At 68.2% G+C, this 17,057-nt stretch carries 19 protein-coding genes and 1 tRNA gene; 10 read left to right on the forward strand and 10 right to left on the reverse strand.

Going from position 1 to position 17,057, the window contains the following annotated elements; genetic code table 11:
* Nucleotides 1–192 precede the first annotated feature (192 nt).
* Genes ABZ464_RS02885 through ABZ464_RS02900 form a run of 4 tightly spaced genes read right to left on the reverse strand, consistent with a single transcriptional unit; the run spans nucleotide 193 to nucleotide 2,147 of the window.
* A complete protein-coding gene (locus tag ABZ464_RS02885) occupies nucleotides 193–372 on the reverse strand; it encodes a DUF397 domain-containing protein (protein WP_359269979.1) in 180 nt (59 codons plus the stop codon).
* A 9-nt stretch (nucleotides 373–381) separates the two neighbouring features.
* The gene (locus ABZ464_RS02890; RefSeq protein WP_359269982.1) at nucleotides 382–1,236 is read right to left on the reverse strand and encodes a helix-turn-helix transcriptional regulator; all 855 of its coding nucleotides are present in this window, start codon (nucleotides 1,234–1,236) and stop codon (nucleotides 382–384) included.
* Between the two features lie 7 nt (nucleotides 1,237–1,243).
* Nucleotides 1,244–1,768: a DUF6879 family protein gene (locus ABZ464_RS02895; RefSeq protein ID WP_359269985.1), complete on the reverse strand. Its 525-nt coding sequence runs from the start codon at nucleotides 1,766–1,768 to the stop codon at nucleotides 1,244–1,246.
* Nucleotides 1,740–2,147: a hypothetical protein gene (locus ABZ464_RS02900; RefSeq protein WP_359269988.1), complete on the reverse strand. Its 408-nt coding sequence runs from the start codon at nucleotides 2,145–2,147 to the stop codon at nucleotides 1,740–1,742. Before ABZ464_RS02900 ends, ABZ464_RS02895 begins: the two co-directional genes overlap by 29 nt.
* 191 nt (nucleotides 2,148–2,338) lie before the next feature.
* On the opposite strand from ABZ464_RS02900, the gene ABZ464_RS02905 reads away from it, so the two are divergent.
* The 4 genes from ABZ464_RS02905 to ABZ464_RS02920 all read left to right on the forward strand — a co-directional run bounded on the left by ABZ464_RS02905 (nucleotide 2,339) and on the right by ABZ464_RS02920 (nucleotide 4,443).
* Nucleotides 2,339–2,707: a hypothetical protein gene (locus tag ABZ464_RS02905; protein ID WP_359269990.1), complete on the forward strand. Its 369-nt coding sequence runs from the start codon at nucleotides 2,339–2,341 to the stop codon at nucleotides 2,705–2,707.
* On the forward strand, nucleotides 2,704–2,937 hold the full coding sequence (locus tag ABZ464_RS02910) for a hypothetical protein (protein WP_359269993.1): 234 nt from the start codon (nucleotides 2,704–2,706) through the stop codon (nucleotides 2,935–2,937). Before ABZ464_RS02905 ends, ABZ464_RS02910 begins: the two co-directional genes overlap by 4 nt.
* A gap of 571 nt (nucleotides 2,938–3,508) precedes the next feature.
* Nucleotides 3,509–3,631, forward strand: a complete 123-nt coding sequence (locus tag ABZ464_RS02915) for a hypothetical protein (RefSeq protein ID WP_359269996.1) — start codon at nucleotides 3,509–3,511, stop codon at nucleotides 3,629–3,631.
* An 80-nt stretch (nucleotides 3,632–3,711) separates the two neighbouring features.
* Nucleotides 3,712–4,443, forward strand: a complete 732-nt coding sequence (locus ABZ464_RS02920; RefSeq protein WP_359269998.1) for a hypothetical protein — start codon at nucleotides 3,712–3,714, stop codon at nucleotides 4,441–4,443.
* A 301-nt stretch (nucleotides 4,444–4,744) separates the two neighbouring features.
* On the opposite strand, the gene ABZ464_RS02925 is transcribed toward ABZ464_RS02920, so the two are convergent.
* Together ABZ464_RS02925 and ABZ464_RS02930 are read right to left on the reverse strand one after the other, a co-directional pair.
* Nucleotides 4,745–4,894, reverse strand: coding sequence for a hypothetical protein (locus ABZ464_RS02925; RefSeq protein ID WP_359270001.1), 150 nt, complete (start codon nucleotides 4,892–4,894; stop codon nucleotides 4,745–4,747).
* Between the two features lie 40 nt (nucleotides 4,895–4,934).
* On the reverse strand, nucleotides 4,935–6,323 hold the full coding sequence (locus tag ABZ464_RS02930; RefSeq protein WP_359270004.1) for a cystathionine beta-synthase: 1,389 nt from the start codon (nucleotides 6,321–6,323) through the stop codon (nucleotides 4,935–4,937).
* Nucleotides 6,324–6,472: 149 nt separating this feature from the next.
* Between ABZ464_RS02930 and ABZ464_RS02935 the strand changes: the two genes are divergently transcribed.
* The 3 genes from ABZ464_RS02935 (at nucleotide 6,473) to ABZ464_RS02945 (ending at nucleotide 9,951) form a co-directional block, all read left to right on the forward strand.
* Nucleotides 6,473–7,519 (forward strand): SGNH/GDSL hydrolase family protein, encoded by a 1,047-nt coding sequence (locus ABZ464_RS02935; RefSeq protein WP_359270007.1) that lies wholly within the window; start codon nucleotides 6,473–6,475, stop codon nucleotides 7,517–7,519.
* 107 nt (nucleotides 7,520–7,626) lie between these two features.
* Nucleotides 7,627–8,847: an acetyl-CoA C-acetyltransferase gene (locus tag ABZ464_RS02940; RefSeq protein ID WP_359270009.1), complete on the forward strand. Its 1,221-nt coding sequence runs from the start codon at nucleotides 7,627–7,629 to the stop codon at nucleotides 8,845–8,847.
* Nucleotides 8,848–9,159: 312 nt separating this feature from the next.
* Complete coding sequence (locus ABZ464_RS02945) at nucleotides 9,160–9,951, forward strand: hypothetical protein (RefSeq protein ID WP_359270011.1); 792 nt, start codon at nucleotides 9,160–9,162, stop codon at nucleotides 9,949–9,951.
* A gap of 78 nt (nucleotides 9,952–10,029) precedes the next feature.
* Here ABZ464_RS02945 and ABZ464_RS02950 read toward each other — a convergent pair whose 3' ends face one another.
* Complete coding sequence (locus tag ABZ464_RS02950) at nucleotides 10,030–10,341, reverse strand: hypothetical protein (RefSeq protein WP_359270013.1); 312 nt, start codon at nucleotides 10,339–10,341, stop codon at nucleotides 10,030–10,032.
* A gap of 104 nt (nucleotides 10,342–10,445) precedes the next feature.
* On the opposite strand from ABZ464_RS02950, the gene ABZ464_RS02955 reads away from it, so the two are divergent.
* Nucleotides 10,446–10,673, forward strand: coding sequence for a DUF4287 domain-containing protein (locus ABZ464_RS02955; protein WP_055631699.1), 228 nt, complete (start codon nucleotides 10,446–10,448; stop codon nucleotides 10,671–10,673).
* A 77-nt stretch (nucleotides 10,674–10,750) separates the two neighbouring features.
* Here the strand turns inward: ABZ464_RS02955 and ABZ464_RS02960 are convergent, their stop codons facing one another.
* The 3 genes from ABZ464_RS02960 to ABZ464_RS02970 all read right to left on the reverse strand — a co-directional run bounded on the left by ABZ464_RS02960 (nucleotide 10,751) and on the right by ABZ464_RS02970 (nucleotide 13,283).
* The gene (locus ABZ464_RS02960) at nucleotides 10,751–11,656 is read right to left on the reverse strand and encodes a Bax inhibitor-1/YccA family protein (protein ID WP_359270016.1); all 906 of its coding nucleotides are present in this window, start codon (nucleotides 11,654–11,656) and stop codon (nucleotides 10,751–10,753) included.
* 202 nt (nucleotides 11,657–11,858) lie between these two features.
* Nucleotides 11,859–13,034: a 4-hydroxybenzoate 3-monooxygenase gene (locus ABZ464_RS02965; RefSeq protein WP_359270019.1), complete on the reverse strand. Its 1,176-nt coding sequence runs from the start codon at nucleotides 13,032–13,034 to the stop codon at nucleotides 11,859–11,861.
* Between the two features lie 165 nt (nucleotides 13,035–13,199).
* A tRNA-Leu gene (locus ABZ464_RS02970) sits at nucleotides 13,200–13,283 on the reverse strand.
* 407 nt (nucleotides 13,284–13,690) lie between these two features.
* Between ABZ464_RS02970 and ABZ464_RS02975 the strand changes: the two genes are divergently transcribed.
* Together ABZ464_RS02975 and ABZ464_RS02980 are read left to right on the forward strand one after the other, a co-directional pair.
* Nucleotides 13,691–14,491, forward strand: a complete 801-nt coding sequence (locus tag ABZ464_RS02975) for an ABC transporter ATP-binding protein (protein ID WP_359270022.1) — start codon at nucleotides 13,691–13,693, stop codon at nucleotides 14,489–14,491.
* A complete protein-coding gene (locus ABZ464_RS02980) occupies nucleotides 14,491–17,019 on the forward strand; it encodes an FtsX-like permease family protein (protein ID WP_359270024.1) in 2,529 nt (842 codons plus the stop codon). Before ABZ464_RS02975 ends, ABZ464_RS02980 begins: the two co-directional genes overlap by 1 nt.
* Nucleotides 17,020–17,057: the final 38 nt, after the last annotated feature.

Below are 17,057 nucleotides of genomic sequence, written 5' to 3' on the forward strand. Positions count from 1 at the left end.
TGACCTGCATGAATGAATGAAATGAGCCTATGGAGTGAGCTGAGGCACACTTCAAGCCCCTGATGTCCTACGAGATGCCCCACTGACACATACATCTTTTTTGTAAGGGGTTTATATACCCTCTGACAGGTCGTCAGGTGACAGCAGTAGGGCCCCTCCACAAGAGAGGGGCCCCATGAATAGATATCTGCGTCAGAGTGACTTCGCGTGGTCCACGAAGGCCGCCCAGGGTGCCGGTCTCACGCCCAGGACCCCGCGTTTCCGATCCTTGGTGTCCCTGATCATCACCCTCCGCTTATCATTGTCGGCCACCTCCACGCAACTGTCACTGGACGTGTAGGAGCTGGTACGCCAGTTGGGCTCAGATGTCAAGTCGGCCTCCTAGTCGGTGGGCATGTGGTCGAAGTGCTGGATGGCGTTGAAGATGAGGTCGCGGACAGCGGTCCCGTAGACCGCGGAACGCTGCAAGAGCGAGTACGCCTTCGCGTACATCTCGATTTCGCGGGGTTGGGTAACTGAGAATTCGGCCGAGTACGTCTCCACGAGCACGAGCCGGTCATCGAACATCGAGAACGAGTTGCCAGGCCAGATGTGGACAGGTGCAGAGCGCGGGATGATGCCCAGGCTGAGGCGTGCAAGCCTCATGACCGCCAGGAGGCGGTCAAGCTGCCCCTTCATCACCTCCGGGCCTCCGAAGTTGGTGTACAACGCCTGCTCGGCAAGCAGGACGTTGAAGATCCGATCGCCCTGGTACAGGTACTGCTGCCGTTCGAGCCGTTTGGCTGTGGCTGCCTCTGTGTCGTTGGGGATCTCGAAGAAGTCGACGACCTGTTCAAAGGTGGCCGCCGCGTAGTCGGCGGTCTGGAGCGTCCCCCAGATGAGAGTGGGGTGCCAGATGCGGAAGACCTTGGTCCTGGCATAGACGGGGATGGCCTTGCTCTGCCGTGTCTCGGCCCCGGTCTCAAGCTGGCGACGCCACTCAAGCCACAGCTCATCGATGTGACGAACTGTGGCGATCAGGTCCTCGATCTGCTCGGGCCTGTTGGTCTTGGTGCACCAGGTGCGGATGTCAGTTTCGCTGGCGTTCTGCTTCCCGTTCTCGATGCGGGAAACCTTTGACTCCTGCCACCCGGTGGCCAGCGCGAATGCCCGGCCGCTCGTGAAGCCCGCGTCCTTACGGAATCCACGAAGCCGGGCACCCAGCGCCTCTCGTGCCTCTTGTGCTTGGTTGCTCACGGATGAGTCAGGGCTTGTACTCGGCGTGTGGGATGGCGAGAGACCAGAGCTGGTCACGCAGGCCGGCGCACTCAGCCACGACGTCCGCGGCTTCCACAATCTCCGAGCCCAGGACCCGCCCTTCAGGGTCGAAGTGGCCCACGGCAAGAAGCCGGTCGTCGTACAGCCACCAGTCGTTACCTGCCAGGGGGAACGTGATGCCCTCGGGCAGCAGGTGTCGTGGCAGCCAGCGGATGTCCTCGCCCATCTCGATGTTGAGGCGAGTCAGCGAGTGTTCCCACCTGACGTATTGGCTGTGCGGCTCCGTCACAACACGGACCCGACGCACTGTCTTGCCCTCTCCCGTGACGCGCTTCATCAGCGTCGTCCAGGCGTCAAGCCATGCGTAGTCGTCGGGCTCTCCCCGCTGCCATCGGGCATATGGAGTGTCCTCGACAGGCGACCCGTAGTCGTCCCTCAGCTCAAGATGGAACGCATCCCGCTCGAACTGGTTGAACAGCTCGTCACGCTGCGCGGGAGTGATCAGGTCCACTGTCTTCCTCCAGTAGGGCCGCGATCGAGGACTTGGGGACCTCGATGCAGGTCTCATAGTCGGGCATGCGCATCTGGCTGAGGGCTTCCGGGTCGTGCATTTCCGGGCCTTGGAGGACGCATGTTCCCTGCTCGGTGACAAGCATGATCGGTGTGGTGAACTTCTTGATCTCTCCGGAGGGCCGGCCGTCCTTCGTCAGGTGCTCGAACAGCTCGGTCGGCACCTCGATGACGGTCTGTCCTTCCGGCACGTCGAGCTGCATGAGCAGTTCGTTCGCGTACACCTTCCAGCCTTGGATGACGTAGCTGTCCTGATCACTGGCGTACAGGGTGGGGCTGTCTCCGGGAGTGGAGTTCTTCCCAAGGAACCGTAGCTGCATGGCTGGTCTCCCGTCCGCTGTCTTGCGCCGGATTGCGCGACAAGAAGATGGTCGCTGGGGCGTTCGAGCCCGTCAATTGGCTTGCTGCAAACTGGCGCAATCTTCTTGGAAGTTGGAGGCCGGCCCCTCTAGTTTCGTCTCCGAACCCAGCCCGCGTAGGCGGAATCGAGGGGAGAAGCGTGGTGGCGAGCGTGACTGACAGACGCGAGATGTCGGAGGCCGAAGCCGCGCGCTTGCCCATCGACGTGGAGACGATCACCAAGGCCGTAGACGAAGCCCTCGCGATGAGCATCAGCACGTCGAAGCGTGAGGACATCGACGCCAGGTCCGGCCAATTGACCGGGAGCTTGAATCTGCTCAGGGGCCAGTGCCTCGGCGAAGACGAGGACCCGAACGTGTTGAGGATCTTGGGCCTGGTGGACCGGCATCTGGCCCTGACCAATCGACCGACCTCCCGTTCGCAGGCCCACGAAGCGTTCTTCTTCTTGCAGGACACCGCCACGTTCACCCAGGCCCTGTTGGTGGCCTACGTCAAGAAGAACGAGGTCGGCACACAGTGAGAGCTGTCATCCGGTTCGTGGACTACGAGACCAATCGAGACCCCCAAGGGGAGGTCACCTTCAAGGCCCTGTGTGTTTCCGGGGACGAAGAGGAGTGCGGGGCCGAGTCAGAGGTGTGTGGGGACGACGAGTCCGCGAACACCTGGATGGCCAAGCACACCGCCAAGACCGGCCACAAGCGGTTCAAGCGCACCTGCGAGGACTACGCCCTCGTGGAAGCGAAGTCGTGACTGCCGTCCGGAGATGGCAACAGGGACTCTGCTGGCTCTGTCGGAAGTCGGACCAGCCCGTGACCTTCATAGGCCCTGTGACCGTGAACGGGGTCACCGCCCCCGGCTTCGCCTGCGCAGGCTGCTGCGAGTGGTCGAGGCAGTACGTCAACGCCTACACGCGGCAGCTCGACCAGCGGGCCGCCTCATGACACCCGTTCCCGACCGGCGTTCCCCCGCCGTCTGCCGGGAACGGGGCACCACCTCTGAGAGAGAGCTATGGCCTGCCAGATACCTCAAGGCGGTTCCTGTGGCGGCTGCCAGGAGTGCAGCCCGGAACTGTTTCTGCCTGCACAAGATCCGTACTTCGGTCCTGGCGAGCCGGGCGGAGATTTGGACCCCCACGAACAACCTGGTGGCCACCCTCACTGAATAGCTCCTCGTTCGTCCGTCGTTCCCCCGTGGCGGACGGACGAGGTCTAAGACCCCACCCCCGGTCCCTCTTTGGACGGTCGGGCCGGGGGTGGGTCAGCAAGTGCACAACGGTCCGGGGACGGACCCTGGGCCGCGTCTTGAGAGAAGGGCAAGTGCCGTGACGCTCAAGGAAGCACTCAGTCGCAAGGCTACCGTCCGCGGTGGCGACGACGACGACAACACCGACATCGAGGACGGCGACGGCAAGGGCGGTTCCGGCTCGCCGGGCCACCTCGCCTGACCGCTGCGCTACCTCCCCAGGAAGTCCCCCGGCTCAGGCTGGGGGACTTCCCCCGTCTCGTTAGGACTCGCATGCATCTCTTGGCGGTCGACTGGGATTTCTTCTTCCCAACCCCCACGGCCGGCGCACCGCTCGGGCCTCACCCCGAGCTGTATGCGTGGCCTGTCGCCGAGGACGCCATCCATGTGGAGGCGATCTGGCTTCGGCGCATCCGTGCCTTCAACAAAGCCGGGGTCCCTCTGCCGCTCTGCGAGGGGTTCGCTGGCTTTTGGGAGAGGTTCAAGATCGCACCGGACGCCTCACTCTTCTACGCGGACTCGAACGCTTGGGCCGGTCAGATCTTCCCGTCGAATGTCGGGGGAAGCGGCCCGTGGGAGTCGGTTCACCTCTACGACGCGCACCATGACTGCGGGTATCCGTCGAACCATCGCACCTTCGATGAGTGGAAGGATGCGGGGCAGATCAGCGCTGAGAACTGGCTTCTCGCCCACTACTGGAACGGGTCGAAGGTGTTCGTTCACTTCCCCGCGTGGCGGGAGTCCATGAAGAGGCCGTCTGAGCACCCGCTGATCCCCGTGAGCATGACCATTGACGACGGTCAGGCCCCGGAAGTCGTCTTCGATGCGGTCTTCCTTTGTCGCTCGGGGGCATGGGTGCCTCCCTGGTGCGACGAGGACTTCAGCAGGTTCCTCGCTGCATGCCCCGTCGCGCGCCGTGTCGAGGTCCCTCAGAACCAGTGGAACCAGCCCCGCCCGGATGTTGTGCGCATGGCCGATCTGGAAGACCGCATGCAGTCCCCTGTGAATGAATGAATTAAGCTGCTCGCGGCCTCCGGGCCGCAGCGGAACCCCTGTGGCGTCAACACGGGGGTTCTTCTGTTTTGGCATATGCCGACCGGGTACGCGACTGGTACCAGCGGTGCAGCAGTCTCCCCCCGAGTGCTGCTCGCTGGAAGGCCCCGGTCGTTTCTCCCCCGAGTCGATCGGGGCCGCCTTATGTCTGCACGCGCTACAGGCCCCCTGTGCGCGGTCTCGGACCCTCGCGGGCGCTTCGCGCCGTGACAGCACAGCGCCCCCGGCCAGAAGGCTCGGGGGCGGCTTGCTGAGGGGGGAGTCAGGCTGCTTCGGCCTGGAGACCGGAGTCCGGGTTCAGGACGGTCCAGAGTTCCGCCCAGGTGTCCTTGTCGATGGACGGCAGCAGCGTTTCGAGCTGCCGGTTAACCCACTCGTCAACGGTCGGGTAGGTCTCAGTCTGCTTAGCCATGGTTCTCCTCCGCACAGGTTGTCCCGCAGGGGACGTACCGTCAGCCGTTGGAGTCGGCGAGGAAGGCCAGAAGGTCTTGGCGGGTGATCACTCCGGTGGGCTTGCCGTCCACCAGGACCACCGCCGCGTCCCGTCCTTCCAGCACGGACATCATCCGTGCCACCGGTTCTCCCGATCCGACGACCGGCAGTGGCGGGCTCATGTGCTTCTCGATCGGGTCCCCTGACCCGGCGCGGTCGGCGAAGAGTGCGTGAAGCAACACTCGCTCGTCCACCGCCCCGATCACCTCGGGGGCCATCACATCGGGATGCCCAGCGCCCTTAGCCACTACTGGCATCTGCGATACCCCGAACTCCCTCAGTACCTCGATCGCATCCCCAACGGTCTCGTTGGGGTGCATGTGTACGAAGTTCGGGATGCCGCCTCCCTCCTTCTGCTTCAGTACGTCTCCTGCGGTCGGCTCCGTCGCCGTGTCTTCGCTGAACCCATGTTGGCCAATCCACTCGTCGTTGAAGATCTTGGAGAGGTACCCGCGGCCGCTGTCCGGCAGCAGGACGACGACCACGTCGTCGGGCCCGAGCCGCTCGGCGACCCGCAGCGCGGCGACGACGGCCATCCCGCAGGAGCCGCCGACGAGGAGCCCCTCCTCCCTGGCCAGCCGGCGGGTCATCTGGAAGGAGTCCTTGTCTGAGACCGCGACGATCTCGTCGGCGACGGTCCGGTCGTAGGCGGTCGGCCAGAAGTCCTCACCGACGCCCTCGACCAGGTACGGCCGCCCGGAGCCGCCGGAGTAGACGGACCCCTCGGGGTCGGCGCCGACGACCTGGACGCGGCCGTCGCTGGCGTCCTTCAGATAGCGGCCGGTGCCGGAGATGGTGCCGCCGGTCCCCACGCCCGCGACGAAGTGCGTGATCTTCCCTTCCGTCTGCTCCCACAGCTCCGGACCGGTGGAGTGGTAGTGGGAGAGCGGGTTGTTGGGGTTGGAGTACTGGTCGGGCTTCCAGGCGCCGGGCGTCTCGCGCACCAGCCGGTCGGAGACGTTGTAGTACGAGTCCGGGTGTTCGGGGTCCACGGCGGTCGGGCAGACGACGACCTCCGCGCCGTACGCCCGCAGCACGTTGATCTTGTCGGTGCTCACCTTGTCGGGGCACACGAAGATGCACTTGTACCCCTTCTGCTGCGCCACGATGGCCAGCCCGACACCGGTGTTCCCACTGGTGGGCTCGACGATCGTGCCGCCGGGCTTGAGCGCGCCGCTCTCCTCCGCCGCCTCGATCATGCGCAGGGCGATGCGGTCCTTCACGGAGCCGCCCGGGTTGAAGTACTCGACCTTGGCCAGAACGGTGGCCTGGATGCCCTGGGTCACGTTGTTGAGCTTCACCAGCGGGGTGTTGCCGACGAGGCTGATCATCGAGTCGTGGAATCGCACCGTTGTCTCCGGTTGCTTGCAAAAACAGTGGTCGTAGTGGTTACGCCAGCCTACGGCCCGTCCGCGACGTTCACTCCCCGTCGAGATTGGCCGACGGTCCGTACGGGGCAAGGAGTGGGTGTACGGACACGAGGAGGTGGCGGCGAGGCATGACGAGCATGTCGAGGGCGAGAGTGGCCCGGCGCATCGCGGCCGGCGCGGCCTATGGCGGCGGCGGCATCGGCCTGGCCGGGGCGGCGGTCGTGGGACTGCTGCTGGCGGAGGCGCAGCTGGCCCGGCGCCACGTGAACGGCAACGGCGAGCACCACCGGGTGCCGCACGCGGACGGCCGCTACGGCCGTACGTACGACGCCCCCGGCACCCCCGCCGCGGAGCCCCTGCGCCTGGTCCTGCTCGGCGACTCCACCGCGGCCGGCCAGGGCGTCCAACGCTCCGGCCAGACGCCGGGGGCGCTGCTGGCCTCCGGTCTCGCCGCGGTCGCGGAACGCCCGGTGGCGCTGCGCAACGTCGCCCTGCCCGGCGCCCAGTCCGACGACCTCGACCGCCAGGTCGCGCTGATCCTCGGCACCTCCGACCAGGTGCCCGACATCTGCGTGATCATGATCGGCGCCAACGACGTCACCCACCGCATGCCGCCGACCCGCTCGGTCCGTCATCTGGCGGCGGCGGTACGACGGCTGCGCACGGCCGGCGCGGAGGTGGTGGTCGGCACCTGTCCCGACCTCGGGACGATCGAGCCGGTCCCGCAGCCCCTGCGCTGGCTGGCCCGCAGAGCCTCCCGTCAGCTGGCGGCCGCCCAGACGATCGGCGTGATCGAACAGGGCGGCCGCACCGTGTCGCTGGGCGACCTCCTCGGTCCCGAGTTCGAGGAGAACCCGCGCGAGCTGTTCGGCCCCGACCACTACCACCCCTCGGCGGAGGGGTACGCCACCGCCGCCATGGCCGTCCTCCCCACCGTCTGCGCCGCCCTCGGCCTCTGGCCGGCGGAGGAGGAGCGCCCGGACGTCTCCCGCCGCGAGGGCTTCCTCCCGGTGGCCCGTGCGGCGGCGGAAGCCGCGTCGGAGGCCGGCACCGAGGTCACGGCGGCCATGCCGACCGGCCCGCGGGGCCCCTGGGCCCTGCTGAAGCGCCGCCGCAGGAGGAGGGTCGAGGAGGCGGAGCCGAGCCGGTCGGCACCAGACCAAGCAAGCGCTTAGAAAGTGCGGCCAGGGTCACACGCCAACCACCGTGACCCAGGCCATACGTACGGGTAACTTCCCAAGCAGCCGTGCCCGTACGAACCCCTTCCGCCACTGGAGCCGTGATGCCCGAAGCCGTCATCGTCTCGACCGCCCGCTCCCCGATCGGCCGCGCCGTCAAGGGCTCCCTGAAGGACCTGCGCCCGGACGACCTCACCGCCACGATCATCCAGGCCGCCCTGGCGAAGGTCCCCGAGCTGGACCCGAGGGACATCGACGACCTGATGCTCGGCTGCGGCCTCCCCGGCGGCGAGCAGGGCTACAACCTGGGCCGGATCGTCGCCGTGCAGATGGGCATGGACCACCTGCCCGGCTGCACGATCACCCGCTACTGTTCCTCCTCCCTCCAGACCTCCCGCATGGCGCTGCACGCCATCAAGGCCGGCGAGGGCGACGTCTTCATCTCGGCCGGTGTCGAGATGGTCTCCCGGTACGCCAAGGGCAGCTCCGACGGCCTCCCCGACACCAAGAACCCCCTCTTCGCCGACGCCGAGGCCCGTACCGTCGCCACGGCCTCCCAGGAGGGCTCCACCTGGCACGACCCGCGCGAGGACGGCCTGCTCCCCGACCCCTACATCGCGATGGGGCAGACCGCGGAGAACCTGGCCCGCGCCAAGGGCGTCACCCGCCAGGACATGGACGAGTTCGGCGTCCGCTCGCAGAACCTCGCCGAGGAAGCCCTCAAGAACGGCTTCTGGGAGCGCGAGATCACCCCGGTGACCCTCCCCGACGGCACCGTGGTCAGCAAGGACGACGGCCCGCGCGCCGGCGTCACCCTGGAGGCCGTGTCCGGCCTGAAGCCGGTCTTCCGCCCCGACGGCCTGGTCACGGCCGGCAACTGCTGCCCGCTCAACGACGGCGCCGCCGCGGTCGTCATCATGTCCGACACCAAGGCCCGCGAGCTGGGCCTGACCCCGCTCGCCCGGATCGTGTCCACGGGCGTCTCCGGCCTCTCCCCCGAGATCATGGGCCTCGGCCCGGTGGAGGCGTCGAAGCAGGCCCTGAGCCGCGCCGGCCTGACGATCGACGACATCGACCTGGTCGAGATCAACGAGGCGTTCGCCGCGCAGGTGATCCCCTCCTACCGCGACCTGGGCATCGACCTCGACAAGCTGAACGTCAACGGCGGCGCCATCGCCGTCGGCCACCCCTTCGGCATGACGGGCGCCCGGATCACCGGCACGCTCATCAACTCCCTCCAGTTCCACGACAAGCAGTTCGGCCTGGAGACGATGTGCGTCGGCGGCGGCCAGGGCATGGCGATGGTCATCGAGCGCCTCAGCTGACGAACGCGCCGGCGAACGCGCCGGCGAACGCGCCGACGAACGCCTCTGCGTAACCGTTTCGGCACCTGCCGTCACGGCACGGCCCGGAGTCCGGGAAAGCCCTGGACTCCGGGCCGTTTTGTGATCCAATCTCCCCCAGGATGTGACCTATCTCCCTCTGTCAGGGATTTACGCAGCTCAGAGTGGTTCACTAGCAAACCTCAGGCCCAATTTCCTGTCCGTTTCGTGACGTTACGCACTGACAGCTGGATAGTCCGCCCTTCAAGCTGATGTAGGAAGTCGGGGGTCGACTTTGGAACCGGGAGTACGTCAGTGAGCGCCATGCCGATCGCCCTGCTGGTCACCACGGCCGCCACCGGCGCCGTGGGCGTCGCCGTCCTGCGCACCCTCATGCAACTGCGCCGCCAGGTCGCCGCCCTGCACACCCAGCTCGCCGAGAACCACGCGGCCGAGCGACGGGGCTTCGTACCGGCCGCCCGCAGCACCACGGACACCGCCGAGATACGCGCGGCCGTGGCCGAGGCGCTCGCGGAGGAGCGGGAGCGGGAGCTTGCCGAGGCGCGCGCCTTCTGGGCCGCCCAGGAGGCCCGTGACGCCTCCGACGCCCCCTCCCTGCTGGGTCTGCCGGAGAGCGAGCTGTTCCTGCCCCGCCAGACCGACTTCGTGGGTCTGGAGCCGCTGGAGCCGGTGACCGAGCCGCCCGCGGACGCCGACGAGTTCGCCGGAGACTCCGCCGAACTGGCCGCGGCCCGCCGCCGCCACCCGTCCCACCCGGACTTCGTGCCGGTCCAGTCACCCGTCGTGAACGACCACGAACGCACGGTCGCCGCCCTGGAGGAACTGGCCGAGTCCCGCACCGAACTGACCGACGTCCGCCCGGGCCCTCTCGGCACCCTCGACGTCTACGTCTTCGCCGACGGCACCACCCTGTGCATGACCCCCGGCCACCGCGAGACGGCCGACCGCCTCGCCACCGCCCTCACCGCGGGCGAGACCCCGTACCTCCTGGGCGGCTCGGGCATCTCGGGCGCGTACACCCTGACGTTCGCGTGCGGCGAGGAGAACGTCTACATCCTGGCGGACAGGGTCATAGCGAGCTTGTAGGCGCCTGCACCGCAGCACACCCACGGGCGCGGGGAACCGCGCGACCAGCCCCCACACACCCGCACCCGCGAACGCACCTCAAACCCCCGCCCGCTTCTGCGCCTCCTCCACCAACCGCACAGCTTCGGCGACCTGGCCCTCATCGGAAAGCACGACCGCCAGATCATGCACAGCCACGGTGATTTGATCAGCCGCGGCGAACATCCCCGCGTCAGGCATCTCCCGAGGCTCCGCCCCGGGCTCCTCCACACGCTGCGCCCAGCTGGCCAACTCCCGGGCCAGTCCCAGCGCCTCAGCGGCAGCGCCCCGCTGCAACCGGCTCTGCGGGGCCGCACGCAAACGATCGGCGAAGTGATCCACCGCACGGGTCAGAGACGTCGTATCCACCACGTCGTGAGCGTACGCGTCGCACCCGGACTGTTGCCAACGGGCGAACGCTCAGGCACGGTGACCTGAAGGACCGGCTTACATCCCCTTTGCAACCGGAGGCGCCGATGTCCCATGTCCTCTCCGAGGAGACCCACCGCAACCTGCTCGCCCGTATCCCCCACTGCACCGGCCGTGAAGTCTCCGACTGGCTGCGCACCGTCGACGAAGGCCCCGCTCTCCGCTTCGAGGAGAAGGTCAGCTGGCTGCGCCACGAGCACAATCTCGCGTACGGCCACGCCAAGGCGATCATCCACGAGTACGAACTGAGGAGGGCCGCGCGCAAATTCCTCTAGGGCGCGCAGACGCCGAAGGGCCCCGGTGAAGACCGGGGCCCTTCCGTGCTCGACCGCTGTCGGCTCGACCGATGGCGCTAGTCGTTGCTGTTGAGGATCGCCAGGAGTCGCAGGAACTCCATGTAGATCCAGACCAGCGTCAGCGTGAGGCCGAAGGCGGCGAGCCAGGCCTCCTCGCGCGGGGCGCCGTAGGCGATGCCGTCCTCGACCTGCTTGAAGTCCAGGGCGAGGAAGCAGGCACCCAGGATGACGCCGATGATCCCGAAGACGATGCCGAGGCCGCCGCTGCGGAAGCCGAGGCCGTCACCGCCGCCGAAGACGGTGAACAGCAGGTTCACGGCCATCAGCAGGACGAAGCCGAGCGCCGCGGCCATCACGAAGCCGTAGAAGCGGCGGTTGACGCGGATCCAGCCGGCCTTGTAGGCCACGAGCACGCCGACGAAGACCGCCATGGTGCCGAGGACCGCCTGGACGACCACGCCGTCCGCGATGTACGTCGACACCGTGGAGGAGATCACGCCGAGGAAGACGCCCTCGAGGGCGGCGTACGACAGGATCAGCGCGGGGGCCGGGCGGCGCTTGAAGGACTGGACGAGCGCCAGCACCATCGCGACCAGGCCGGCGCCGACGGCGATGCCGTAGGACTTGCCGAGGTTGGCCTCGTCGACGGGCAGCAGCAGCCAGGACAGGACCGCCGTGACGATCACGGTGCCGAGCGTGGTCGCGGTGCGCGCGACGACGTCGTCCATGGTCATGGCGCCCGGGGTGACCGGGGCCTGCGGCGGGGCGCCCACCTGCTGCTGGGCGTAGGGGTTCTGGGCGTAGGGGTTGCCCGCCTGCTGGGCGTACGGGTTGCCCTGCGCGTACGGGTTGGCCTGCGTGCCGACAGCGGGTCCCCCGGCCTGCGGCGTCGCGTTGAAGCCCGCGTAGCCGTTGTCGCGGCTGAACCCCCGTCGCGAGAAGACCGGGTTTCTGCTCCTCATTTCACTCCTCCATGGCCACACAGCGTGGCCTTGGCGTCAAGAGTAATAGGTAGGCAAAGGATTGACCCTACTGCTTGGGGAGGATCTTTCCCTCGTCGTGCTGCGCAACACGCTACGTGGCGTCCTGATTCCCGGTACTGGAGGGCCCCATTCATGACCAACCTGCGACCTGGCCGGAACCGGTCGGAGACCGTCCGGCCGATCACCCGAACGGGAACCCGGTGTACCCCTCGGCCAGATCGGTCTCGGCGGCGCGCGAGGAGGCGATCCGCTCCAGCCGGGCGATCTGGAGCCGGTCCTCGAAGGGGGTGGCGTCGGGTGCGCGGTGCAGCAGGGTCGTCATGTCGTACGAGAACCGCTCGGCCTGCCAGACGCGCCGCAGACAGGTCTCCGAGTACGCGTCGAGCAGTTCGGCCGACCCGGTCTCCTTCTCGTGCGACAGCGCCCGCGCGAAGGTGACGACGTCCCCGACGGCCAGATTCAGCCCCTTGGCGCCGGTCGGCGGGACGATGTGCGCGGCGTCCCCGGCGAGGAAGAGCCGGCCGTACCGCATGGGTTCGTGGACGTACGACCGCATGGGGGTGACCGACTTCTGGGTGATCGGCCCGCGCTCCAGCCGCCAGCCGTCCCCGGTCTCGAAGCGGCGCTCCAGCTCGTCCCAGATCTCCTCGTCGCCCCAGCTCTCGGCGTCGGTGCCCTCGGGCACCTGGAGGTAGAGGCGGGAGACGGACGGGGAGCGCATGGACAGCAGGGCGAAGCCGCGGTCGTGGCGGGCGTAGACCAGCTCGTCGTGCGAGGGCGCCACGTCGGCGAGGATGCCGAGCCAGCCGAAGGGGTACGTCCGTTCGAAGACACGGGTCAGTTCGGCCGGGATCGCGCCCCGGGCCACGCCCCAGAAGCCGTCGCAGCCGACGACGTAGTCGCACTCCAGGACGTCCTCGACGCCCTCGTGCCGGAAGCGGACGCGCGGGCTGTCGGTGTCGGCGCCCTCCACGGCCAGCGCCTCGGCCTCGAACAGCAGCGGGCCGCCCTCCTTCAGCTGGAGGGCGATGAGGTCCTTGCAGACCTCGGTCTGCGCGTAGACCATCACGGACCGGCCGCCGGTGAGGGCGGGGAAGTCGACGCGGTGGCGCTTCCTGTCGTAGCGCAGCTCGATGCCGTCGTGGCGCAGCCCCTCGTGGTCCATGCGCTCCCCGGCGCCGGCCGCGCGCAGGACGTCGACCGTGCCCTGTTCCAGGATCCCGGCGCGCTGGCGGTGCTCGACGTAGGCCCGGTCGCGGCTCTCCAGGACGACGGAGTCGATGCCGGCGCCATGGAGCAGACGGGCGAGGAGGAGGCCGGCCGGGCCGGCGCCGATGATGCCGACAGTGGTGCGCATCGGGCGTTCCCTTCAGACTGCTTGTCAGACTGGTTGTTCGTCCAGTGAAGTTTTCTTCACTGTTGTCGCAAGCGAGTCTGCGCCCGGGGGTAGCCGGTGTCAATGAGGGGGACGCGGCGGTCAACGCCTCAATGGAGGGTGCAGTCATCGACGAGGTGTCGGAAGTGCCCAGAGCCGGACTTGAACCGGCACGCCCGCGAAGGGGCAGCGAGGTTTAAGCTCGCCGTGTCTGCATTCCACCATCTGGGCAGGCCTTGGGCTCCGCGTTGAGCTTCCGACCCTATCGGGATCCGTCCCCCGAACAGCGGAAGAGTGGACCGATGTTGTCTTATTTTATTGACGTCTGAGGGTGCATCAGCACCTGGAACTGGCCATCCGCACTTGCCAGTAGCCTGGCGCGCGGCAACCGCTTGCGCATACGGAATGACGGAATTTCACCGCCCGAACGAGGGTGCTCCACCGGTTCTTGACGAACCGTCGCCCTCGCGCCTCTGAGGGACGGGTGTCATCCCCAGGTATGACACGGCGCTCCGTGGTCCGACCGGAGTCTGCCTTCAGAACCGGAACAACGACTGACTACAGGGCCGCCGACTGCCGGAACGATGGTTCAAGTCCGCAAGACCCCCATCCCACCCTCCCGACAGGAGCGCGTTTCCGTGACCACCAGCCCCCTCGCCGAACGGACCACGACCGTGGCCGCCCGTGCCACGGACCTGTCGAAGATCTACGGGCAGGGCGAGACCCAGGTGGTCGCCCTGGACCGGGTCTCCGTCGACTTCCGGCAGGCCGAGTTCACCGCGATCATGGGCCCCTCCGGGTCCGGCAAGTCCACCCTGATGCACTGTGTCGCCGGCCTCGACACCTTCTCCTCGGGCTCGGTGCGCATCGGCGAGACGGAGCTCGGCTCGCTGAAGGACAAGCAGCTCACCAAGCTCCGCCGCGACAAGATCGGGTTCATCTTCCAGGCGTTCAACCTGCTGCCGACCCTGACCGCCCTGGAGAACATCACCCTCCCGATGGACATCGCGGGGCGGAAACCGGACAAGGAGTGGCTGGAGACGGTCATCGGGATGGTGGGGCTGAAGGACCGGCTCGGCCACCGCCCCTCCCAGCTCTCCGGCGGTCAGCAGCAGCGCGTCGCCGTCGCCCGCGCCCTGGCCTCCCGGCCCGACATCATCTTCGGCGACGAACCGACCGGAAACCTCGACTCCCGCTCCGGCGCCGAGGTGCTGGGCTTCCTGCGCAACTCCGTGCGGGAACTGGGCCAGACGGTGGTGATGGTGACCCACGACCCGGTGGCGGCGGCGTACTCGGACCGGGTGGTGTTCCTCGCGGACGGCCGCATCGTCGACGAGATGCACCGCCCGACGGCCGAGACCGTTCTCGACTTCATGCGCCTTCTTCCTGGGGGGAACCCCCAGACCTCCGAGTTCGACGCGAAGGGCCGGACCAGCTGATGTTCCGCACCGCCCTGCGCAACGTCCTCGCGCACAAGGCCCGGCTCATGATGACCGTGCTCGCCGTGATGCTCGGCGTGGCCTTCGTCTCCGGGACGCTCGTCTTCACCAACACCCTGTCCAACGCCCTGCAGAACAGCTCCGCCAAGGGCTTCGACCACGTCGACGTCGCCGTCACCGCCAGGCCCCAGGACGACGTCGGCGACCGTATGGGCAAGACCCCCGAACTCACCGACGCCCTGCGCGAGCAGAGCGCGAAGGTGGACGGCGCGGCCTCCGCCGTGGGCGTCGTGACCGGCTTCACCGCCATCGCCGACAAGGACGGCAAGCTCATAGGCGGCGGTTTCCAGTCACAGGGCGGCAACTACTGGGGGACGAAGGACCCCCGCTACCCGCTCGCCGAGGGACACGCCCCGAGCGGCGCGAACGAGGTCCTCATCGACACGAGGACCGCCGAGCGGGCCGGCTACCGGGTCGGCGACACCGTGCGGATCTCGGTCGACGGCCCGGTGCTGACCCCGAAGATCGCCGGCATCTTCACCACCGACGACGGCAACGTCGCCGCGGGCGGCAGCCTCGCCCTGTTCGACACGGCGACCGCGCAGAAGCTGTTCGGCAAGACCGGCACGTACGACGAGATCGACGTGGAGGCCGATCCCGGCGTCTCGCAGACCGCGCTGGCGGCCGCCCTGGACGCCGCCCTGCCCAAGGGCAAGGTGCTGACCGACACCGGCGAGCAGCTCGCCCACCGCCAGGCGGTGACGATCTCCGCCTCGATGAGCGGCCTGAAGCAGGGCCTGCTGGTGTTCGCCGGGATCGCGCTGTTCGTGGGCACGTTCATCATCGCCAACACCTTCACCATGCTGGTCGCCCAGCGCACCAAGGAGCTCGCGCTGCTGCGGGCCGTGGGCGCCTCGCGCCGGCAGGTGACGCGGTCGGTGCTGATCGAGGCGTTCGTGGTGGGCGCGGTGGCCGGGGTGACCGGTCTGGTGGCCGGCATCGGGATCGGCGCCGGGCTGCGCTCGCTGATGAACACGCTCGGCGCGACCGTCCCCGACGGGCCGCTCGTCGTCTCCCCCGGCACGGTCGCCGCCGCCCTCGGCGTCGGGGTCGTCATCACCATGCTGGCCGCCTGGCTGCCCGGCCGCCGGGCAGCGAAGATCCCGCCGGTCGCCGCGATGAGCAGCCTGCACGCCAAGGCGACCACCAAGTCGCTGGTGCTGCGCAACACGCTGGGCGCGCTGTTCACGGCGGCGGGCGTCGCGACCGTCCTGTACGCGACGACGATGGACGGCTCGGACGGACAGGCCCCCATGGGCATCGGCGCGGTCCTGCTGATCATCGGTGTGTTCATCCTGACCCCGCTGCTGTCCCGCCCGCTGATCGCGGGCGTGGCGCCCGCCCTGCGGATCTTCGGGGTCTCGGGCCGGCTGGCCCGGCAGAACTCGGTGCGCAACCCGCGCCGTACGGCCGCCACCGCCTCGGCGCTGATGATCGGCCTCACCCTGATCACCGGCATGACGGTGACGGCGGGCAGCCTGCAGAAGTCGATCGACAAGATGGCGTCCTCCGCCATCCGCGCCGACTACGTGGTGTCGATGGCGAACGGCAACGAGCTCTCCCCGGACGTCGAGCAGAAGCTGCGGTCCACCCAGGGCGTGACCGCCACCAGCCCGCTGCGCAACGCGCCCGCCCGGATCGACGACACCACCGAGTACCTCACCGGCGTCGACGGCTCCGCCATCGGCAGGCTCACCGACCTCACGGTCGACGACGGCACCTTCGCGGTGGACGGCACGCAGGTCGTCGTGGACGAGGACACGGCGAAGCTGTACGGCTGGAAGGCCGGTTCGGACTTCGCCGTCTCCTACGAGGACGGCGAGAAGGAGCGGCTCACGGTCGCCGGGGTGTACGAGGGCAACGAGCTGATCCGGGGCATCCTGCTCGACACCGCCGCGCTCGCCCCGCACCAGGAGGACCCGGCCGACATGCAGGTCATGGTCAAGACCTCGGGCGGCGCCTCGGACGCGACCAAGGACCGGCTGGAGAAGGCCCTCGGCTCCAACCCGGCCATCAAGGTGCAGAGCAAGAAGGACCTGTCGGACAGCATCGCGCAGATGTTCACGCTGATGCTGAACATGCTCTACGGCCTGCTGGCCATGGCCGTGATCGTCGCGGTCCTCGGGGTGATCAACACCCTCGCGATGTCGGTCTTCGAGCGCTCGCAGGAGATCGGCATGCTGCGGGCGATCGGCCTGGACCGCCGCGCGGTCAAGCGGATGGTCCGTCTGGAGTCCCTCGTCATCTCCCTGTTCGGCGGTGTGCTCGGCGTCGGCCTGGGCGTGTTCTTCGGCTGGGCGGCCGGTGAGCTGGTCGGCACGAAGATGGCGACGTACGAACTCGTCCTGCCGTGGGGCCGGATGGCCTTGTTCCTGCTGCTGGCCGGCGGGGTGGGCGTCCTCGCGGCGCTGTGGCCGGCCCGGCGGGCGGCCCGGCTGAACATGCTGACGGCGATCAAGTCGGAGTAGCCGACGCCCGGAAGGGGCCCCGCCGAGGATATGGCGGG

Origin of the sequence: Streptomyces sp. NPDC005820, from assembly GCF_040630255.1 — a bacterium.
Classification (GTDB): domain Bacteria; phylum Actinomycetota; class Actinomycetes; order Streptomycetales; family Streptomycetaceae; genus Streptomyces.

Bases quoted from the DNA above. Each gene is read 5' to 3' on its own strand.
- ABZ464_RS02900 (WP_359269988.1), bottom strand. From the start codon at position 2,147: ATGCAGCTACGGTTCCTTGGGAAGAACTCCACTCCCGGAGACAGCCCC.
- ABZ464_RS02925 (WP_359270001.1), bottom strand. From the start codon at position 4,894: ATGGCTAAGCAGACTGAGACCTACCCGACCGTTGACGAGTGGGTTAAC.
- ABZ464_RS02935 (WP_359270007.1), top strand. From the start codon at position 6,473: ATGACGAGCATGTCGAGGGCGAGAGTGGCCCGGCGCATCGCGGCCGGC.
- ABZ464_RS02940 (WP_359270009.1), top strand. From the start codon at position 7,627: ATGCCCGAAGCCGTCATCGTCTCGACCGCCCGCTCCCCGATCGGCCGC.
- ABZ464_RS02955 (WP_055631699.1), top strand. From the start codon at position 10,446: ATGTCCCATGTCCTCTCCGAGGAGACCCACCGCAACCTGCTCGCCCGT.
- ABZ464_RS02960 (WP_359270016.1), bottom strand. From the start codon at position 11,656: ATGAGGAGCAGAAACCCGGTCTTCTCGCGACGGGGGTTCAGCCGCGAC.
- ABZ464_RS02965 (WP_359270019.1), bottom strand. From the start codon at position 13,034: ATGCGCACCACTGTCGGCATCATCGGCGCCGGCCCGGCCGGCCTCCTC.
- ABZ464_RS02980 (WP_359270024.1), top strand. From the start codon at position 14,491: ATGTTCCGCACCGCCCTGCGCAACGTCCTCGCGCACAAGGCCCGGCTC.